Source organism: Sphingopyxis sp. C-1 (assembly GCF_001047015.1).
Classification (GTDB): Bacteria; Pseudomonadota; Alphaproteobacteria; order Sphingomonadales; family Sphingomonadaceae; genus Sphingopyxis.
Map to the genome: position 1 here is coordinate 234,983 of NZ_BBRO01000002.1, position 20,053 is coordinate 255,035.

General features: G+C 63.6%; 10 protein-coding genes. 1 reads left to right on the top strand and 9 read right to left on the bottom strand.

Going from position 1 to position 20,053, the window contains the following annotated elements:
• The first annotated feature begins 14 nt into the window (after positions 1 to 14).
• Positions 15 to 1,604: a Na+/H+ antiporter gene (locus SC1_RS15735; RefSeq protein ID WP_062184769.1), complete on the top strand. Its 1,590-nt coding sequence runs from the start codon at positions 15 to 17 to the stop codon at positions 1,602 to 1,604.
• Here the strand turns inward: SC1_RS15735 and SC1_RS15740 are convergent.
• The 9 genes from SC1_RS15740 to SC1_RS15780 form a co-directional block, all read right to left on the bottom strand.
• Positions 1,601 to 3,922 (bottom strand): GH92 family glycosyl hydrolase, encoded by a 2,322-nt coding sequence (locus tag SC1_RS15740; RefSeq protein WP_062186817.1) that lies wholly within the window; start codon positions 3,920 to 3,922, stop codon positions 1,601 to 1,603. The genes SC1_RS15735 and SC1_RS15740 overlap by 4 nt on opposite strands.
• Positions 3,923 to 3,987: 65 nt before the next feature.
• A complete protein-coding gene (locus SC1_RS15745) occupies positions 3,988 to 4,887 on the bottom strand; it encodes an ROK family protein (RefSeq protein ID WP_062184771.1) in 900 nt (299 codons plus the stop codon).
• A gap of 116 nt (positions 4,888 to 5,003) precedes the next feature.
• Positions 5,004 to 7,340, bottom strand: coding sequence for a GH92 family glycosyl hydrolase (locus SC1_RS15750; protein WP_062186819.1), 2,337 nt, complete (start codon positions 7,338 to 7,340; stop codon positions 5,004 to 5,006).
• 14 nt (positions 7,341 to 7,354) lie between these two features.
• Positions 7,355 to 8,794 (bottom strand): glycoside hydrolase family 125 protein, encoded by a 1,440-nt coding sequence (locus SC1_RS15755; protein ID WP_062186824.1) that lies wholly within the window; start codon positions 8,792 to 8,794, stop codon positions 7,355 to 7,357.
• 7 nt (positions 8,795 to 8,801) lie between these two features.
• Complete coding sequence (locus tag SC1_RS15760) at positions 8,802 to 11,126, bottom strand: GH92 family glycosyl hydrolase (protein ID WP_062186822.1); 2,325 nt, start codon at positions 11,124 to 11,126, stop codon at positions 8,802 to 8,804.
• Positions 11,127 to 11,140: 14 nt separating this feature from the next.
• On the bottom strand, positions 11,141 to 12,214 hold the full coding sequence (locus tag SC1_RS15765; protein ID WP_238586747.1) for a glycoside hydrolase family 43 protein: 1,074 nt from the start codon (positions 12,212 to 12,214) through the stop codon (positions 11,141 to 11,143).
• 112 nt (positions 12,215 to 12,326) lie between these two features.
• Positions 12,327 to 15,329, bottom strand: a complete 3,003-nt coding sequence (locus tag SC1_RS15770; RefSeq protein WP_062186828.1) for a TonB-dependent receptor — start codon at positions 15,327 to 15,329, stop codon at positions 12,327 to 12,329.
• A 295-nt stretch (positions 15,330 to 15,624) separates the two neighbouring features.
• Complete coding sequence (locus SC1_RS15775) at positions 15,625 to 17,574, bottom strand: glycoside hydrolase family 2 protein (protein WP_202966823.1); 1,950 nt, start codon at positions 17,572 to 17,574, stop codon at positions 15,625 to 15,627.
• 96 nt (positions 17,575 to 17,670) lie between these two features.
• Complete coding sequence (locus tag SC1_RS15780; RefSeq protein WP_062184774.1) at positions 17,671 to 20,037, bottom strand: GH92 family glycosyl hydrolase; 2,367 nt, start codon at positions 20,035 to 20,037, stop codon at positions 17,671 to 17,673.
• Positions 20,038 to 20,053 lie beyond the last annotated feature (16 nt).

Below are 20,053 nucleotides of genomic sequence, written 5' to 3' on the forward strand. Positions count from 1 at the left end.
CCGGAACTGATCCGATGCACGCCGTCGAAGCCTTCGAACTCGTCCTCGGGCTGCTCGCACTTGTCATCGGGCTGCACTGGCTTGCGCTGAAATTGCGTTGGCCGCCCGCGACCGCGCTGCTCGTCGGCGGCGGCGGCCTGGCCTTCATTCCCGGCCTGCCTGCGATCTCGCTCGATCCTGAGCTGGCGCTCGTGCTGTTCCTCCCGCCCCTGTTGATGGACGGCGCCTATTTTACCGCGCTCGGCCGCTTTCGTCGCCACCTTCCCGGCATCCTGTCACTCGCCGTCGGGGCGGTGGTGTTCACGACGCTCGTCGTCGGCGTGGTCGTGCACCTAATCCTTCCCGACCTGCCCTGGGCCGCCTGTTTCGCGCTCGGCGCGATTGTATCGCCCCCCGACGCGGTGTCGGCGCGCGCGGTTCTGAAAGGCGTCCACCTGCCGCGGCGACTGGAAGCCCTCCTCGAAGGCGAAAGCCTGCTCAACGACGCCACCGGCCTGATCCTCTTCCGCTTCGCCGTCGCCGCAACGCTCAGCGGGGTGTTCCACACCGGCGAGGCGATCCAGAGCTTCGCGTTCGTGGCAATCGGCGGCGTGGTCGTCGGCGCCTTGGTTGCCGCAGGCTGGATATTCCTCGCCAAGCGCCTGCAGGATCGCATGCTGATCATGCTGATCACGATCCTCCTCTGCTGGGCCGCCTATATCGCCGGCGAAGCCGTGCATGTGTCGGGCGTCATCGCGACCGTAACCTCGGGTCTCGCGATGGGGTGGTACCAACATCAGATATTGTCCGCCGACGTCCGCCTTCGCGCCAATTCGGCGTGGTTCATCATGGTGTTCGTCCTCGAAGCTCTCGTGTTCATTCTGATCGGCTTTTCGCTGCGCGGCGCGATCGAGCGGATCGGCGGGATCGGGGCGATGCCGCTGTCGTGGACCATCGTGATCGCCGCCGTCGTGATCACTCTTACCATTGCCCGCTTCGTCTGGATTTTCGGTTCGGAAGCCCTCCTCGGAATCGCGCGCAAAGTGGGGCTGGAACGCGCGCGACCGTTGGGGTGGCGGCAGGCGACGGTTCTGAGTTGGACTGGGATGCGCGGCGTCGTTACGCTGGCGGTTCCGCTGACCCTGCCCGTCGACATGCCCGGCCGCGACCTGATGCTGATCTGCGCCTTCGCGGTGATCTTTGTGACCGTGGTCGTGCAGGGATCCAGCCTCGGCATGCTGATTCGCGCGGTGAAGCCGGTCGACTCCGACCCGCCCGCAAAAATGGCGATGCCCGCCGCTGAAGCCGCGATGGCGCGCGCGCGGTTCGCTGTCGTCGAAAGGCTCGCGTATGACGAGAATGGAACGCTGATCCATCCGATGATGCTCGAAGAACATCGCAAGCGGATGAATTTTATGGAGCGTTACGAGGCAGATGCCAGCACCGCGATGGACGGGCTACGGTCGCATTTCGACGTCCTGCTCCAGGCGATCGCGGCGGGGCGCGCCGAACTGATCCGAATCCATCGCGCCGGATTGATCGAAGACGAGGTCATGCACGAACTCGAACGCGACCTCGACGTCGAGGAACTGGCGATGACGCTGCAGCGCGGCGAGCCAACCTAGCGCGCCGTTGACTGGGAGTAGGGGCGTGTGGTGGGGGCCGTGGCCCATGCTGTGTCGGGCTTTGCCTGCATTGTGAAGCGAAGCGTGCCGCCGCTGCGGATTTCGGCGTCGGAAATCCAGCTACGCGTCAGCGGCTTGCCGTTGAGTTCGACCTTGCCGACATAGCGGTTCGCGTCGGACAGCCCGGCGGTCTCGACGGTGAAGCGCTTTCCGCCCGGCAGGTTCAATACCGCGCGGTCCACGAACGGCCGGCCGATCACATATTGGTTCGACCCCGGCGCGACCGGATAGAAACCGAGGCCGGTGAAGACGAGCCATGCCGACATCTGGCCGAGGTCGTCATTGCCCGACAGCCCGTCCGGGGTCGGCTTATACTGGCTGTCGACGATCTGTTTCAGCCGCTCCTGCGTCCGCCACGGCGCACCGGCATAGGCATAGAGATAGGCGACATGGTGGCTCGGCTCGTTGCCATGGATATATTGGCCGATCAGCCCCGCGATATCCTCGGCATGGCTGTAATCGAGTTTTGAATTGTCGTAATCGAACATGGCGTCGAGCTTCGCGACCGTCTTTGCGTCGCCGCCGAGAATGCGGAAGAGCGCGGCCTGATCCTGCGGAACGAACCAGCTATATTGCCAGGCATTCCCCTCGGTATAGTCGGAGCCATAGTTGATCGCCGTCGGGTCGAACGGGGTGCGGAAGCTGCCGTCGGCCTTGCGCGCGCGCAGCCACCCGGTCTTGGCATCGAAGCTGTTCCGCCAGTAACCGGCGCGCTTGTAGAAGCGGTCGGCAATGTCCTTGCGGCCCATCTTTTCGGCCATCCGCGCGATCGTCCAATCGTCATAGGCATATTCGACCGTCTTCGACGCCGCCTCGGGCTCGCGGTCGATCGCGACATAACCGAGCTTCATATAGTCGCCGAGCCCGCCGTAGGGCGCATATTCGGCGCTCGCGACCATCGCGTCCAAAGCCTCGTTCGCGTCGAAATCGCCCACGCCTTTCATATAGGCGTCGGCAATGACCGGGACCGCGTGATAGCCGATCATCGTCCAAGTCTCGCGGCCGTGGAACTGCCACACGGGCAGAATGCCATGCGGGCTGTGCTTGCGGCTCGCGACGAGCGATTTGACGATATCGCTGTTGGTTTCGCCGGGCTGGACGAGCGTCAGCAAGGGATGTTGCGCGCGGAACGTATCCCACAGCGAAAAGGTCGAGCGGAAAGTGAAATCCTTTGCGGCGTGGACCTGATCGTCGGGACCGCGATAGCGCCCGTCGACGTCGCTCCACACGCTGGGCGCGAGCAAGCTGTGATAGAGCGCGGTGTAGAGGTTGGTGCGCATCGGCGCGGGCGCTTCGATCTGGAGCGCACCGAGCGCCTTGCGCCATTCACCTTCGGTACGCGCGCGGACGGCGTCGAAGCCCGCACCTTCGGCATCGAGGTTGGCGACCGCGCCGGCCTCGTCGACCCCGGAGAGCGCGACACGGACTTCGAGCGGGCCGGTCAGCGCGCCGAAATCGAGCCGTGCTTCGAGCGCCTTGCCGAGCTTTTCGGCAAGCGCGTCGCTGCCGCGGCCAGGCGCCTGAAAGCCCTTATACGCGACCTTCTCGTCGCGATCGAGGAGGGCGTGGGATTTGAGCGGCGCCGAGAAGCGCATCGCGAAGAAGAGCTTGCGCCCCGGCGCCCAACCGCGCGTCTCGCGAAAACCGGTAAGCGTGCCGTCGGGACGGAGATGCAGCCCCGACCAGAGAATCTTGCCCGGATAATCATAGAGCGACGAACGGAGGTCGAGCAGCAGATGCGCGTCCTTGCCCGCTGGGAAGCTGTAACGGTGGATGCCGACGCGCGTCCCCGCAGTGAGTTCGGCGCGGATTCCGCTGTCGGCGAGCGTGACCGCATAATAGCCGGGGCTCGCCTTTTCGGTCGCATGGTCGAAACGCTGGCGATAGCCCGAACCCGGAACTTTGGGATCGCCCGGATCCAGCTTGACCTCGCCGATCTGCGGCATCAGCAGCAGGTCGCCGAGGTCTGAATGGCCGGCACCCGAAAAATGGGTGTGGCTGAACCCCTGGATCGTCGTGTCGTGGTAACTGTAGCCGGCCGCATGATCGTAGCAGTCGCGGATCTGGCACGTCGCGTCGGTGTCGGGCGATAGTTGGACCATACCGAACGGCGCAGTCGCGCCCGGGAAAGTGTGGCCTTCGGGGCCGGTACCGATCATCGGATCAACGAAGCTGAGCGGATCGGGCGCCGGCTGCTCGGCGAAGGATTGGATCGGCAGAAGGGCGAGCAGCGCGGCAGCGGTGGCAAAGCGTTTCATCGTCCCTTTGTGCCGCGAAGGTCCGGTGCTGTCCAATCGCGAAAGGGGCGGCAGCGCGGCTTTGCTCATGCCGGCGCGCCCACCGCATCCATCGCGAGCGCAATCGCGCCGAGCGGCCCCGCCATCGTTCCGAGTTCGGGCGCGGTAACATAAGCGCCGTCGCCCGGAATCTGCATATATCCCGAAAGGCTTTCCTCCAGCCGCGCGTTGATGCGCGGCAGGAGTTGCGGCTGGCCCGCGAGGACGCCGCCGCCCATCGCGACGCGCATCGGGCCGGTCGTGCAGGCGAGTGAATGGACCATTGATGCCAGCGTGTGCACGATCGGTTCCCACACCGGGTCGTCCTTTGCGATGTCCGCAAGCGGGCGGCCGCCCAGTCGTGCATTCAATGCGGTGCCCGAGGCGAGCCCTTCGACGCAATCGTCGTGAAAGCGGCACGCGCTGGACGCCTTGTCGCTGGCAAGGCGCGGCACAAGGATATGACCGATCTCACTGTGGCTGAATCCGCGCGTCGGTTTGCCGTGGACGATCAACCCCACGCCGACGCCGGTGCCGACGGTGACATAAGCGAAGTCGTCGAGACCGCGCCCGCTGCCCCAGCGGATTTCGGCGAGCGCGGCGCCGTTGACGTCGGTGTCGAAGCCGATCGGCACCGCGAACGCAGCCTTCAGCGGACCGAGCAGATCGGCGCCTTCCCAATCGGGTTTGTTCGTCGCGCCGACCTGGCCATAATCGGCGGCGCGGGGGTTGAGTTTGATCGGGCCGAAGGACGCGATGCCGAGGCCGCAAAAACCGTGCTCCGCCGACCAGCCGTCGAGCACCGCCTTGATGGCCGGCAGCGTTTCCCACGGCGCGGTCGTCGGGATCACCTGCCGGTCGCGGATATCGTCGGGCCCCGCGGCAAGGATGCAGACGCATTTGGTACCGCCGAGTTCGACGCCCGCGAAGAGTCGCTGGTCAGCCATCAGCACCGCCCCCCCGCGCAGGGAATGGGCTGGCCATGCTGGGTCGGTACGCGCCGGATCACGGGGAGAATTCCAATCTTTTCTGTCTTTTTGGGCATAGTGGCTGTTTGATGAAATCATCCGGGCGTCGAGCCGAACGAAGGCGGACGGTCGGCCTTGGCGGTGCCGAACTGCGAAGGCTTGGCACCCATTTCGAAGACGAGTTCGCCGCCGCCGATCAGGTCGGCGTGCGCGATCCAGTTCTTGCTCCAGGGCTTGCCGTTCCAGCGGACCGACTGGACATAAGGATGGTCGGGCGCATTGCCCTCGGCACGGACCGTCAGCGTCTTGCCCGCGCCCACCGTCACCTCGGCAACGTCGAACAGCGGCGATCCGAAGACGTAGATCGCGCTGACCGGATCGACCGGATAGAAACCGAGCGCCGAGAGGATGAACCAGGCGCTCATCTGACCGCAATCGTCATTGCCGATCACCCCGTCGGGGTCGTTCCTGTACATTTCGACGAGCAGCCGCCGGACCATTGCCTGCGCCTTCGCGGGCGCGCCGCAATAGGCGTACATATACGCGACATGATGGTTCGGCTCATTGCCGTGCGCATATTGGCCGACGAGCCCCGAAATGTCGGGCGGCGCATTGTCGGGCAGGGTCGAGGGCGCGTTGAACAGGGCGTCGAGCTTTTCCTCGAACGCCGCGTCGCCGCCGAAATGCTCGATCAGGCCGTAGATATCGTGCTGGTTGAGGAAGGTCGCCTGCCAGCCGTTCGCCTCCGTATAGTCGCGCCATTTCTTGACATCATGGCCGATCTGGACCGGATCATAATCCTTCCACCAGCTTCCGTCCTTGAAGCGCGGGCGTGCGAAGCGGGTTTCCGGGTCGATCACACCGCGATAGTTTTGCGCGCGCTTGCGCAGCGCCGCGGCATCGTCCTTGGCGCCCACGGCGTCGGCGAGGTGCGCCATCGCCCAGTCGTCATAGGCATATTCCTGCGTCCGGCTGACAGATTCCCACACTTCTTCGCACGGGATGTAGCCAAGGTCGTAATAGAAACCGCGGCCAAGCGTGCTGTCGATATCCTTGAAATCGCGGTCGAAGGCGCGGCGGCGGATGTTCGGCCAGGCGGCGGCATAATCGGCCTTGATGCCCTTTGCATGCGCCTCTGCGAGCACCGAGACGGCGTGCCAGCCGATCATGCATGCGGTCTCGACGCCCTGCAGCGGCCATACGGGCGGACCGGCGGGGCTCTGCGCGGTCTGGCGACAGAGATCGCGCGTCAGAAGCGCGGCCCGCGAGGGATCGATCAGCGTCAGCAGCGGGTGGAGTGCGCGATAGGTATCCCACAGCGAATAGGTGCTGAACGCTTCCTCGCCCTTCGCCGCCTGATGGAGTTCGCGGTCGAGCCCGACATAGCGGCCGTCGCGGTCGGTGAAGAGCGTCGGCGCGAGCTGCGCGTGATAGAGCGCGCTGGTCATGATGACGCGCTGCGCCTCTGTACCGCCCGACACGCGGATGCCGCCGAGCGCCTTGGCCCAGGTTCCGCGCGCGGCCTTGACCGCGCCGTCGAAATCCCAGCCCTTCGCTTCATAGGCGAGCGCGTCGCGCGCGCCCTGCACCGCGACCGCGGAAAGGCCGGTCTTGATCAGGATCGGATCGCCGCCAGCCTCGTCAAAGAAGAAGGCGACCTTGAGCCTGTTGCCCTTGATCGACGTCGCGCCATCGGGGGCCGATTTGCCGTCGTCGCCGAAAAACTGAACACGGTCGGGACGGCGCGACATCTGCATCGCGAAATGGATATGACGACCCTTGGCCCATCGGTTGACCTGCCGGCTGCCGGTCAGCGTGCCGTCCTCGCCCAAATCGAGCGAGGCCTTTTCGACGACGATACCCTTGTCCCAATCATCCTCGATCGCATGGGCGAAATCGATCAGGATGTGCCCCGCGCCCCGCCCGAAATGATAACGGTGCAGACCGCAGCGTTCAGTGACGGTGAGTTCGGCGAGCACGCCGGTTTCAAGCTTCACGCGGTAATAGCCGGGCTCGGCATGTTCGTCCGAATAGCGCTGACGAAAACCCTCGCCGGGCTTTTCGATCGTGCCGGGATCGAGCTTCAGTTCGCGCCGCGTCGGCACCACCAGCACGTCGAGCATATCGCCGATGCCGGTGCCCGAAAGATGCGTATGGCTGAACCCCATGATCGAGCCATCTTTCTGGTGATAGCCCGAGCAGGCGTCCCAGCCATGGGTATTCGTATCGGGGCTGAGTTGCGCCATCCCGAACGGCAGCGACGCGCCTGGGAAGGTGTGCCCATGCCCGCCGGTGCCGATGAAGAGGTTCGGCTTGCCGATGGCGAGGAGATCGCCCCCGCCCGCGGCGCGCGAGCAGCCGGCGGGGATCGCCCCGCCGAGCGCGAGCAAGCCCGTGGTCGCAAGAAGCCGGCGGCGGCTGGTCGTGATCATTGCCCCCTCCCCGCTCACAGCGGCCGCGCCAGCAGCGCGGGACGCTTGTCGGCGACCTCGACGATCAACTGGCCGAACAGCGCGTTGGCCCACGCGAACCAACTGCGCGTGAAGTTTTTGGGGTCATCCTTGTGAAAGCTTTCGTGCATGAAGCCGGTGCCGCCGTGCGTCGTCTTCAGCCAGCGCAGGCATTGCAGGATCGTCGCATCGTCGTCGGCGTTCATCGCGCGGGTGATGATCGACATCGGCCAGATCATGTCGAGACCGATGTGCGGCCCGCCGATCCCCTCGGCCGCGGTGCCCTTGAAGAAATAGGGGTTGCGGTCGGACCAGGCGAGCGCCGCGGTGCGCAGGAAGATCGGGTCGTTTTTGTCGACGACGTCGATCAGCGGCAGGCCCGACAGGCTCGGCACATTGGCGTCGTCCATGAAGACATAATTGCCGAAGCCGTCGATTTCATAGGCCCAGACCTGACCGCCCTTGCCGTCGTCGATCAGCGCATGCGCTTTCAGCGCGGCCTCGACCTCGGCGGCGAGGGCCTCGGCGTCGGTGGCCGCCGCATTGTCGCCGCGCGCTTCGCGGTGGACGGCGGCAATCTTGCGCATCACCGATACCGCGAACAGGTTCGACGGGATCAGGAAGGGATAGAGGCAGGCATCGTCCGACGGGCGAAACATCGAGTGGATCAGCCCGACCTTCTTCGTCGGCGCGCCATAACCGCCGAGCATCAGGCTGTCGGTCGGCTGGAGCGCGGGGCGCTGGAAACTGTATGGCCCGGGGCCGTCCTTGCGCTGCTGTTCGCGGAAGGTCGCCACCGCGAGCTTCATCGCGCGCGACCATATGTCGTCGAACGGCGCCTTGTCCTTGGTTCGCGTCCAATATTCGTGGGACAGCCGCATCGCGTAGCAGAGCGAGTCGATTTCCCATTTCCGCTCGGCGACGCCGGGCTTCATCTCGGTCTTGTCTGTCTGCGACCATTCGAGTTTCGACGGCGCGGTCGGATCCTTGTCGAACGCATTGGCATAGGGGTCGATCAGGATGCAGCGTGCCTGCCGCTGGATCAGCCCCTGGAACAGGCGCTTCAGCTTCGCGTCCTTGGCGACGAGGTGGATATAGGGCTGCACCTGCGCCGAGCTGTCGCGCAGCCACATCGCCTCGATATCGCCGGTGATGACGAAGGTATCGGGACGGCCATCGAGGATGCCCGTCTGCACCGTCGTGTCGAGCGTGTTCGGGTAACAATTCTCGAACAGCCAGGCGAGTTCGGGGTCGGCGATCTTCGCCTTTACGCGCGCGATCTCGGCCTCGATCGCGGGGCTGGTAAAAGCACGCTGCGCGGGCGCGGGGCGCTTGCTGACGAAGCCGCCAGCAGCGGCGCGTGCTGCGGCGGGCATTGCGGCCGCCAGCGCGAGCGCGCCGGCGCCGGCCATGATCTCGCGGCGGTTTGGGGTCATGGTCATCCTATTTTCCACCTGCGCTGATCGAGAAGGGCGCATCGGCGGGGGCGCTGCCCCATTGCTTGTTCGGCTTGGCGCCCATCACGAAGTCGACCGTCCCTCCTTGCGACAAAGCGCCGTGGGTGAAATAGGTCTTGCTCTGCGCCTTCCCGCCGAGCGCGACCGACTGGAGATAGACGTTCGTATTGCTGTTGTTCGCGGCATTGATCGTCAGCGTCTTGCCGTTCGGCATCGTCAGCACCGCCTTCTGGAACAGCGGGCTGCCGATCGCATATTCGCCCGTCGCCGACGCGACCGGGTAGAAGCCCAAGGCGGAAAAGACATACCAGGCCGAAGTCTGGCCGTTATCTTCGTCGCCCGGATAGCCGTCGGGCGCCGACGAATAAAGTTTCGCCATGATGTCGCGCACATGATGCTGCGTCTTCCACGGCGCACCTGCCCAATTATAGAGATAGGGCATGTGCTGGATCGGCTGGTTGCCATGGGCATATTGGCCCATGTCGACGATCTGCATTTCGCGGATCTCGTGGATCACCTGCCCATAATAGCTTTCGTCGAAGATCGGCGGGGTGGTGAAGATCGCGTCGAGCCGCTCGACGAACTTCTCGCGCCCGCCCATCAGGGTCATCAGCCCCTGGACATCCTGCATCACCGCCCAGCTATAATGGAGCGCGTTACCCTCGGTGAAGGCGTCTCCCCATTTGTAGGGGTTGAACGGCGTCGACCACGACCCGTCCTGATTGCGGCCGCGGATCCAGCCGCTCTGATTGTCATAGAGTTTGCGGTAGTTGAGCGCGCGCTCGGTATATTTCTTTGCATCGGCATCCTTGCCGAGCAGCTTGGCGAGCTGCGCGATCGAGAAATCGGCGGTCGCATATTCGAGCGTGCGCGCGGCATTTTCGTTGATCCCGACGTCATAGGGGACATAGCCGAGACGGTTGTAATATTCGGCGCCCTCGCGTCCGACCGCGGCGATGACCTTGCCCGCCTTGTCCTTCGGGCGGCCCTCGCTCGTCGTCGCATTCTTGATCATCGCTTCATAGAGCGTCTCGACGTCGAAGCCGCGCACGCCGTTGAAATAGGCGTCGGCGATCAGGTTCGCCGAGTTCGACCCGATCATCACATTGCGATAGCCGGGGCTCGCCCATTCGGGCAGCCAGCCGCCTTCCTTGTAGGTGTTGACCAGCCCCTGCATGATCTGGCTGTCGAGTTCGGGATACATGAGCGCGAAGAAGGGAAAGACCGCGCGCCACGTGTCCCAAAATCCGTTGTCGGTGAACATGTAGCCGTCGTGCACCTTGCCGTCGTACGGACTGTAATGAACGATCTTTCCGTTCGCGTCCTTTTCGTAAAAGACGCGCGGGAATTGCAGCATCCGGTAGAGCGACGAATAGAAGGTGCGAACCTTCTCGGGGTCGGGATCGGTCACGCGGATGCGCGACAATTCCTTCTCCCACGCCGCCTTCGCCTTTGCCTGTGTCGTGTCGAAGCTGTCGGTGCCGATTTCGCTGCGCAGGTTCAGCAGCGCCTGTTCGGGGCTGATGAACGACGAGGCGACACGGACATGGACCTTGTCACCCTTCTTGGTCTTGAAGCTCAGCACCGCGCCGACATGATCGCCCTCGCGCGCCAGCTCGTTCGTCGGCGCGTTCTCGCCCGCCCAGGTGCGCGCGAGCGTGAAGTCGCGGTCGAATTCGGCGACGAAATAATTGTGGAAATTGTCAGGTACGCCGCCGTTGTTGTTGCGGACATAGCCGGTGATGCGGCGGTTCTTGACGTCGACCTTGACCATCGATCCGCCCGCGAGACCATCGAGCAAAATATGCGCGTCATTGCTTTCGGGGAAGGTGAAGCGGAACTGCGCGGCGCGCTCGGTTGGCGCGACCTCCGCGGTCACGTCATAGTCGGCGAGATAGACTTTGTACGAATAGGGGCGCGCGACCTCCGCCTTGTGGCTGAACCAGCTGCCGCGCTCCTGCTGCTTGACCTTTACCGGGCCGGTTTCCGCCATCAGTGCGAAGGCGGCATAATCGTTCATCCACGGGCTCGGCTGGTGCGTCTGCTTGATGCCGCTGATCTTTTCGCCGTCATAGGTATAGCCCCAGCCGCTGCCGGGCTCGCCCGTCACGGGGGTCCAGCTATTCATGCCGAACGGCACGGCAACCGCGGGATAGGTGTTGCCGTATGACAGGCGATAGCTGGAATCGGTGCCCATCAGCGGGTTGACGTAATCGACCAGCGCGGTCTGGTTCGCGCCCGATTGCGCGAGGGCGACGGGCGTACCCATGCTGCTCAGCACGAGCGCGCTTGCGGCGGCGCTCAGCATCATCTTGCGGATCGTCTTCACTTGGTCTCTCCCCTGTTTGCCGTTCGTGTCGGCAGCGGGCGCGCTGCGACGCCCTTGTTCGTCATTATCACCGGCGCGATCGTGCCGTCGGCGTTGAAGGTCATGCGGTCGATCGCGAGCTGACGGCGCTCGCCGCTCGTCTGATCGAGCGGGCGGCGGTGGTAAGCAATGTACCAGTCGTCGGTGCCGGGCACATTGACCACCGAATGATGCCCCGCGCCGCGCGCGATCTTGAAATCCTGTTCCAGAATCTTGCCCATCGGCTTGAACGGGCCGGTGGGAGACGGGCCCATCGCATAGGCAACCGAATAGTCGGGGCCGGTCCAGCCGCCCTCCGACCACATCAGATAATAGACGCCCTTCCGCTTCACCATGAACGATCCCTCGACATAGCCGGGGGGCGTGATTTCCTTATAGGTCGTGCCGTCGGCAAACGGCTTGATCGACGTGAGGTCGTCGCCCAGCCGGACGACGTTGCAATGCTTCCAGCCGCCATAATAGAGGTAATGCTGCCCATCGTCGTCGCGGTAGACGAACTGGTCGATCGGCTGCGCGCCATTGTGGAAGGCGTCCACCAGCGGCTTGCCGATCGCATCCTTGAACGGCCCTTCGGGGCGGTCGCTGACCGCGACGCCGATACCGCCACGCTGGTCGTCCGACTGGATGTCGTTCGCGCCGAAGAAGAGATAATATTTGCCGTCCTTCTCGATCGCCGATGGCGCCCACACGGCATAAGCGGCCCATGCGACATTCTCGACGTCGAGCGCGTGGCTGTGCTTCGTCCAGTGGACCAGGTCGGGCGATGAAAAGACGTTGAAGAAGGTCTGGAAATGATAGGATGGCCGGACCGTCTTCTGCTTGCGCAGCTTTTTCTGCTGCTCATTGAAATGGTGCGAGACGTCAGGCGTCTCGCCATGATCCGAATAGGTCGGATATATCCAGTAACGGTCGCCGAAGACGCGAATTTCGGGATCGGCGTACCAGCCGGGGACGATCGGATTTTCTGCCGCGGCCATTCCGCCCGTCAGCAGTGCCGTACCGAAAACCAGCGATTTCAACCAGACACGCACCCTGCGCCGCTCCCCGTTTCGTCGATCATCATAATCTTACCCGCTCGCCCGGAAAGAGGTGGGTGGCTCCTTGCGGAGCCACCCAAGTGGGAGAGCTGGGGTATGGGCCCCATCAGAACTTGTACGAAATGCCGACGTAAGCGCGGCGCCCGAAATAATTGCTGCGGACGAAACGGTCCTTGGTGTCGTTCCCAAGATGCTGGCGTTCTTCCGACTTGGTCAGGTTGATGACCGAAGCGGTGAGCATCAGCCCGTCCATCAGCTCGTACGAAGCGTTGATGTCGACCTGTTCATAGGGGTCGGTGTAGATGTTGAGGCCCGAAGAGAGTCCTTCGACGACTTCGCCGCGGCGGTTGTACGACGCGCGCACCAGGAACTTGTCGGTTTCATAGAAGACCGACGCGTTGACCTGCGTCTTTGCGCTGCCGACGAGCGCCGACTTGCCGACCGTCTGTCCGTCGAGCGTGATGTCGGCGACCGAAGTGTCGTTATAGGTGAAGTTCACCTGCGCGCCGAGACCGAAGTCGAACGTGTGCTGGGCGTAGACTTCGACGCCCTGCGATTTGGCGTTCGAGCCGTTGGCGACGGTCGAATAGGGCTGGATCAGCACCTGTTCCCCATTCACTTCGCGCGTCACGTCGAGCACGAGCGGTACGACGAAGTCCGACACGTCCTTGCGGAATAAGCCGACGCCGAACACCGAGCCGCGCTTGAAATACCATTCGACGCCAATGTCATATTGCCAGGCCGAGAAGGGCTGGAGGTCGGCGTTGCCGCCGCTGCCCGACCAGCCTTCGAACTCGCCGAACTGGCCGCGGTCGAAGGCATATTCCGCCGAACGATAGGTCAGCGAACGCTGTGATCCGAGATCGTTGAACGACGGACGCGCGATGACCTTGGCGACGGCGCCGCGAACGACGATGTCGGGCGTGACTTCATAGACGACGTTCAGGCTGGGCAGCCAGTCGGTGTAGCTTTTCGACTGGTCGACCTGCGTGTTCACGATCACCTCGCGCTCGTCGAGCGGCCGCACCTGACAGTTGCCGTCGGCGCCGACCGGCACATTCGGATCGAACGGTCCGCCCGGACCATCGACGCAATAATCGTTGAGGAACTGGAGGCGGTCCGACGTCAGACCCGATTGCTTGGTATGTGCGACGCGGAGGCCGATGTTGCCGCGCAGCGGACCAGCCTCGAAGTCGGCCTGCACATAACCCGCGAACACCTTTTCCTTCAGGTCATAGGTGTTGTTCGGCTCGGGCACGCGCACCGACGGGCCGTAGGTGTCGTTGATATAGTCCAGATAGTTGCTGAAATTGATGCCGGGGAACAGATTTGCGTTGAACCCGCCGGCGATGTTGCCGATCGGCTGGTCATAGAAATATTCGGGCCGAGCGACCGCGCCAGCGGGCGTGTCCTGATAGCGGCGCTTGGTCGCCGGATCGGCATACCATTCGTTGCGGCCGGTTTCTCGGTGGATGCTCATTTCGCGCCATTTGCCGCCGACGCGGAACGCGCTCAAAACGCTGTCGAAACGGCGGACGAGATCGAGCTGCGCATAGCGCTGCGCGATCGCGCTGTTGGTGAAACCCGAGCCGGTCGAACCGACGTCGATCTGGGCGATCCCGTTCTTGATATTCTCCTGAAGCTCGGGCGAGAATTCCATGTTGAGATTGCCGCCGGTGAAATCCCACGAGCTCAGGAAGTTGCCGTTCTGCTCCTGACCCGTGACGGTCAGGCGCGGCTTGGCGGCGACGCCGAAGCGCATCGACGGGCCGCCGGTCGCCTTCGTCTTGCCGAATTTCAGCACTGCGTCGAAATTATCCTGGTTCCAGGCGACCTCGGTCTCGAACGTATTCGAAACCTGCTTTTCGCGGCTGTAGGAACCCGCGATCTGCGGCGTTTCCATCGTGCACGGCGGCGTATTGACGAGGCATCCGGTCCCGGCCGCAGGCACCTGGAAATTCGCCGACTGGAAGATCGTGCCGCTTTCGTCGAACGTCGGTCCGGTGAAGAAATTGCCATAACCCCATTCGGGGATCTTCAGCACATTGCTCTGCCAGTTGCTCTTATAGTCGAAGCGGAAATAATTGGCGGTGACGGTCAGATTTTCGATCGGACGCATCTGCGCAGTCGCCTGGATGCCAAGGCGTTTGCGCTGCTGCGAAAAGACTTCCGCATTGACCGACTGGGGCGCCCAATATCCCGAATAATGCTTGCCGTCCTGGCCCGTCACGCCGGTGCCGGGCCAATAGGAAATCGCGTCGTCATTCTCGAACGGATTACCGTTGACGTCGGTCGCGGGGGTGATGATGTCGTTGTTTGCGTCGCGGTCGCTCCACCAACGCCAGGTTTCGGTCGAGCCGCGGAGCTCGCGGTTTGCGCGTTCCTGATATGTCACGCCAACCAGGAAGCCGAGCCGTTCTTCGGAATCTTTCCACGAAATCTGGCCGGCGATCTGCGGGTCAAATTTCTTGGTCGTGTCCGAATAGGTACCCTCTGCGGAGACAAAGCCCGACCAGGCAGGAAGATCGAACGGACGGCGGGTGTTGAGGATGACGGTGCCGCCGACGCCGCCCTCTTCGAGCCGCGCCTCGGCCGACTTGTAGACTTCGGTGCTGGCGATGAAGTTCGACGGCAGCAGGACATAGTTGAACGAGCGCGATGGATCGCCGCTGTCGGCTCCCGCGATGAAATTGCCGTTGAGTAGCGTCAGCGTGAGGTCCGACTGAAGGCCGCGGATGCTGACGCGGCTACCCTCGCCGCCGTCGCGGGTGATGATGACGCCGGGCACCCGCTGCAACGCATCGGCGACATTCTTGTCAGGGAATTTGCCGATGTCCTCGGCGGTGATGACTTCGATCAGCGAGTTCGCTTCGCGCTTCTGCTCGAGGCTCTGCTCGATCGACTTGCGATAACCGGTCACAACGATGGCGTCGCCCGGCGCCTCTGCCGTTTCGTCCGCCGGCGGCTGCGGCGTCGGCGCGGGCGTCGCCTGCGCATGCGCCTGCCCGGCGATGCACAGCGCCGCGAGCGTGCCCGCGCTCAGCATCAGTTCGCGCACAAAACGATCGCGCCGCGCTGCTTTCGCTGAATGGATTTGTCCTGCCTTCATCACATCGACCTCCCTGTTCGAGGGGCTGTTCGCCCCCACTCGTTATTCGGCGCCTTCGGAGTCACCGAGCAGCGGATCATCGGACCCGTTGAGCCTCTATCAGAATATAAAAAACAATTTGTCAAAATAAATTTTTCGAGCCGGTGGCGAGGCGCGACGAACCGTTACAAACCCGTCACAAATGCGCATTTTTCCGCAGTTTTCCGTGGATATCGACTCGCAGCCAAAGGCAAACGGGCCCGCCATCCCCTCCTCCGGGGACGGCAGGAGCTGTCACGCTTTCTCCCGCTTCCGGTCAGTCCGGAGTCGGGGTGTTCCAAAGCGGCGCGGCGATCTTGGCCAGCGCCTCCGCCGACGCCTTCGGCACCGCGCGATCATAGGTCAAAAGACCGTTGATCTCGTCCTCCACGTCGGTCGTTTGGGTGTATACCGAGGCGCTGAGTCCATTCTCCTTCGCCTGCCGGATCACGCCCTCCATCTTGCGGCGGAAGCGCGCGAGATATTCCTTCTCGTCTCCTGCGACCTGATAGCTCCAATTGCCCTTGCCCGGTTTCCAGATATGTCCCGGCACGGGGAAACCGACCCCGCCATATTCGCCGAGCACGACCGCACGGTCGGCCTGGAGCGGCGGCGTCCTCGGCACATCCTCATAGGTGTGGATGTCGAGCATGTCGGAGTCCTTCGGCGCGACGTCCAGCCAGCCCGAATTGGCGTCGACCAGCCGTGTCGGGTCGATCCCCTTCACAAAGCGCGTCAGGGTCGCCGAATCATATTGCCCCCACCCCTCATTGTTCACGACCCACGTCACGATCGAGGGGAAAGCGCGCAGTTCGCCGATCATCTCGGACAATTGCTTCTGCTGCTCGGCCATCGTCTCCGACGGGAAGATCGCCTGATATTGGCTGGTGCCGGCGAGATATTGATCCTCCCCGCCGCCCGAGGGCATATCCTGCCAGATCAGCATGCCGAGCCGGTCGGCGTCGTGATAATAGCGCGCGGGTTCGACCTTGATATGCTTGCGCAGCATGTTGAAGCCCGCCTTTTTCAGGAAAACGATGTCGCTCTTCATCGCCTCCTCCGACGGCGGCGTATAAAGGCCGTCGGGCCACCACCCCTGATCGAGCGTGCCGTGCTGAAACAGCGGCTTGTTGTTGAGCAGGATCGCAGGCTGTCCCGCGACGCGGCCGGGCCCGACCGACACTTTGCGCATCGCGAAATAAGCGGCGACGCTGTCGCGCGGCGCACCCTCAACCTTCGCCTTCGCATAGACGCGGCGCTCATGGTCGGTGAAGCGCGAGTCATAGGCCTTGCGATCGCGCTCGGCTTCGCCCGCATAAGGATCCTCGATCGTTACCAGTTCGGCCTTGAGATCGTAGAGATAGGGGTCGCCGGGCGACCAGAGATGCGCGTTCGGGATTGCGAGCGTCGCCTGCCGGTTGGCGCGGATGATCGTCGAGGCGATCGCCTTGCCGCCCGCGCTGGCGGTCAGCCGCACCGCGTCATTGTCGTTCGCCCAGCCCGAGAGCGCCACCGCGACATCGACGGTGCCGCGGTCGATATCGGGGGTCGCACGCACCTCGGCGATGTGGAGCTTGGGCACCGGTTCGATCCACACCGTCTGCCAGATGCCGCTGACCGCAGTGTACCAGATGCCGGCGGGGTCGAGAATCTGCTTGCCGCGCGGCTGCGTGCCCGCGCTGTTCGGATCGGTGACCTCGACGATCAGTTCGTTGGCGCCGGGTTTCAGATAGGGGCTGATGTCGAAGCCGAAGGCGTCGAAGCCGCCCTTGTGCGATCCGACGACCGATCCGTTGACGCGCACCGTCGCTTCATAATCGACCGCGCCGAAATTGAGCATGACATTCTGGCCGCGCCAGTCGGCGGGGACGGTGAAGCTGCGACGATACCAAAGGCGGTCGTCGGGCGTGACCTTGCGCGCGACGCGTGAGAGTTTGGACTCGACCGGAAACGGCACGAGGATTTGGCCGTCCATCGCCGCCGGACGTTCCGCCGCCTTGGGCGCGATCGCATAGTCCCACAGGCCGTTTAGGTTGACCCAGCGTTCGCGCACCATCTGCGGGCGCGGATAGAGCCGCCACGCATTTTCGGGGGTCACCTCCCTGCCCCAGCGTGTCATCAGGTCGCTGGTGTAGACGGCGTCCCCGGCGGGCGGCGCGGCGGTTTGGGCCTGTGCCGCGACCGGCGCGAGGGCAAGAAGGGACGCGGTGATCAAGAGGCTGCGCATGGATATGTCCTGTCGAATGGGGAGAGCCCAGGACCCTTGGGGGATGGCGGGTCCTGGGCTCGCGCCCCCGCGGGGGTGGCGGGGGCGGGGGGCTGGTCAGCGCTGTCGCGACATCGACGGCGGCGCGGCGTCGGGCGCGGCGCCCCACGCCTTGTTCGGTTTGGCCCCCATGGTGAAGACGAAGGTCGCGCCGTCCTTCACATCATCGTGGCGGAACCACGGCTTGTTCCACGGTTTGCCGTTCAGCGTCGCGGACTGGATATAGACGTTGGTCGGCGAATTATTCTTCGCAACGATGCGGAGCGTCTTGCCATTCCCCATGTCGAGGCTGGCGTCGTCGAAGACGGGACTGCCGATGATATAGTCCTGGCTCGACGGATCGACCGGATAGAAACCGAGAGCAGAAAGCGCGTACCAGGATGAAGTCGCGCCCTGATCGTCCATGCCCGGATAGCCGTAACCTGCCGCGTCGCTGCCATAGGTGCGGTCGAGGATCTGGCGCACCAGCGCCTGCGTCTTCCAAGGCTGGCCGCTCCAGTTGTAATAATAGGGCGCCTGCTGGTCGGGCTGGTTGCCGTGGACATATTGGCCGATCACGCCGGTGCAGTCGCGGCAGATGCCCGTCGGATTGTAGGGCTTGGTGAAAAACTCGTCGAGCTTGGCGTTGAACGCATCGCGCCCGCCAAGAAGGCCGATCAGCCCCTGCACGTCGTGCGGCGCGAGCCACAGCGTCGACCAGCCCGACGCCTCCTTCATCATGAAATTATAATAAGGTTCTTGCGGGTCGAAGGGCGCGATCCACTTGCCGTCGGCGGTGCGCCCGCGGATGAAGCCGATCGATTTGTCGAACACATTGGCGTAGTTGCGCGCACGCTTCAGGAACATCCGGTAGTCGGCGTCCTTGCCGAGCTTTTTCGCGTAGAGCGCGAGCGCATAATCGTCCCACGCATATTCGAGCGTCTTTGCCGCGCCCGCCTTGCCCCCGGCATAGGGCGGGCTGGGATTGTGATCGGGCACGATGTCCGAAATCCAGCCCTGCTTCATATATTCGGCAAGATAGCCCCGCGGCCCCTTTGGGTCGGTCGCATTCTTGCGCATATATTCATAGGCGGCCTCATAATCGAATTCGATGCCGCGCTCCCACGCCCCGAGGTAGAGGAACACCGCATTGTCGCCATGGAACGAGGTGTTCATATAGCCTTGCTCGCGCGCCATCGCGAGTTCGGACGCCATGATGTCCTTGACGACCTCCGGCTCCATCAGTTCGAGCAGCACGATCTGGTTGCGCCCCGTATCCCAGAAGGGCACCGGCCCGTAACGGTCGTGCGTCGCGACCTGCACCTTGCCGTTGGTGTCGGCGAAATTCTCACCCTTCGCCGCGATCAAGCGCGGCGAAGCGAAAGACTGGTACAGCGTCGAGTAGAAGAGCTTCCGCTGCTTGTCGGTGCCGCCCGACACGCGGACGCGGCCGAGAAGCTGCGCCCACTGGCCCTGTGCGGCGGCGTGGACGCCGTCGAAATCCCAGCCGGGGACCTCGTCCGCAAGCCGCTGCTGCGCCTGTTCATAGCTGGTGCCATGCGCCATCTTCACGAGCACCTGTTCACCCGCTTTCGTCGGGAAGCTGACGTAGCTGCCCGAATAGCTGCCCGATATTTCGCGCGCGCCGGGCTGGACGTCGCTGGTGCCGATGCCCCAGCCCTGATTGTCTCCGGGCGCCTTACGGAAGGTCCCGAGCGCCGTGAAAGGTTTCGAGAATTCGGCGACGAAATAGGCGCCGTCGACGCTGCGACTCTCGTTCGACTTGCCGCGCACGATGCGGTCACCGACGATCTCGACCGAGCCGCCATGGCGCGGGAAGTTGACGATGATGTTCGATCGTTCGCTCGCCGGAAAGGTGAAGCGCATCACGCTTGCCCAGCGTGTTGCGGTCAGTTCGGCCTGCGTCTTGAAGCTGTCGAGATAGACCGAATAATAACCCGGCCGAGCCTTCTCGCGCGACTTGTCATAATAGGATTGGCTATATGCGGGCGGCGGCGACCAGTCGCCGACCACGGGCATGATAAAGGGTTCGGCATTGCCGCCATAGGTCGGCCCGCCGCCGCCGGTGAAACCGATCATCGTCGGGTTGGTGTAATAATAGGGGACCGGCACGCCGTTCGGATATTGAAGCTCGATATTATTGTTGACCGGCGCGGCCGCGACCGACCCGTGCGGCAGCAGCGCGGCGGGCGAGGTTTGCCCCGAATAGACGGGTTCGCCCGGCGGCGGCGCATTGCCGATCACCGCCGGATCGTCGAGCGGCGCGGTGCCGACGAGCGGATCGGCGAGTTCGACCGGCGATTGGCCGGCTTTCGGCTGCGCCGCGACGGGAGAGAGCGCGAGCATCAACGGCAACACCGCCGCCGACGATGCCAATATGGCGCCAAACTTCCGCGCGCGGTTCCAATTTCTATCGATATCCATTGCGACCCTCTTCCCT

Excerpts from the sequence above, each read along its gene's own strand:
- SC1_RS15735 (WP_062184769.1), top strand. The coding sequence starts at position 15 with ATGCACGCCGTCGAAGCCTTCGAACTCGTCCTCGGGCTGCTCGCACTT.
- SC1_RS15740 (WP_062186817.1), bottom strand. The coding sequence starts at position 3,922 with ATGAAACGCTTTGCCACCGCTGCCGCGCTGCTCGCCCTTCTGCCGATC.
- SC1_RS15745 (WP_062184771.1), bottom strand. The coding sequence starts at position 4,887 with ATGGCTGACCAGCGACTCTTCGCGGGCGTCGAACTCGGCGGTACCAAA.
- SC1_RS15750 (WP_062186819.1), bottom strand. The coding sequence starts at position 7,340 with ATGATCACGACCAGCCGCCGCCGGCTTCTTGCGACCACGGGCTTGCTC.
- SC1_RS15755 (WP_062186824.1), bottom strand. The coding sequence starts at position 8,794 with ATGACCCCAAACCGCCGCGAGATCATGGCCGGCGCCGGCGCGCTCGCG.
- SC1_RS15760 (WP_062186822.1), bottom strand. The coding sequence starts at position 11,126 with ATGATGCTGAGCGCCGCCGCAAGCGCGCTCGTGCTGAGCAGCATGGGT.
- SC1_RS15770 (WP_062186828.1), bottom strand. The coding sequence starts at position 15,329 with ATGAAGGCAGGACAAATCCATTCAGCGAAAGCAGCGCGGCGCGATCGT.
- SC1_RS15775 (WP_202966823.1), bottom strand. The coding sequence starts at position 17,574 with ATGCGCAGCCTCTTGATCACCGCGTCCCTTCTTGCCCTCGCGCCGGTC.
- SC1_RS15780 (WP_062184774.1), bottom strand. The coding sequence starts at position 20,037 with ATGGATATCGATAGAAATTGGAACCGCGCGCGGAAGTTTGGCGCCATA.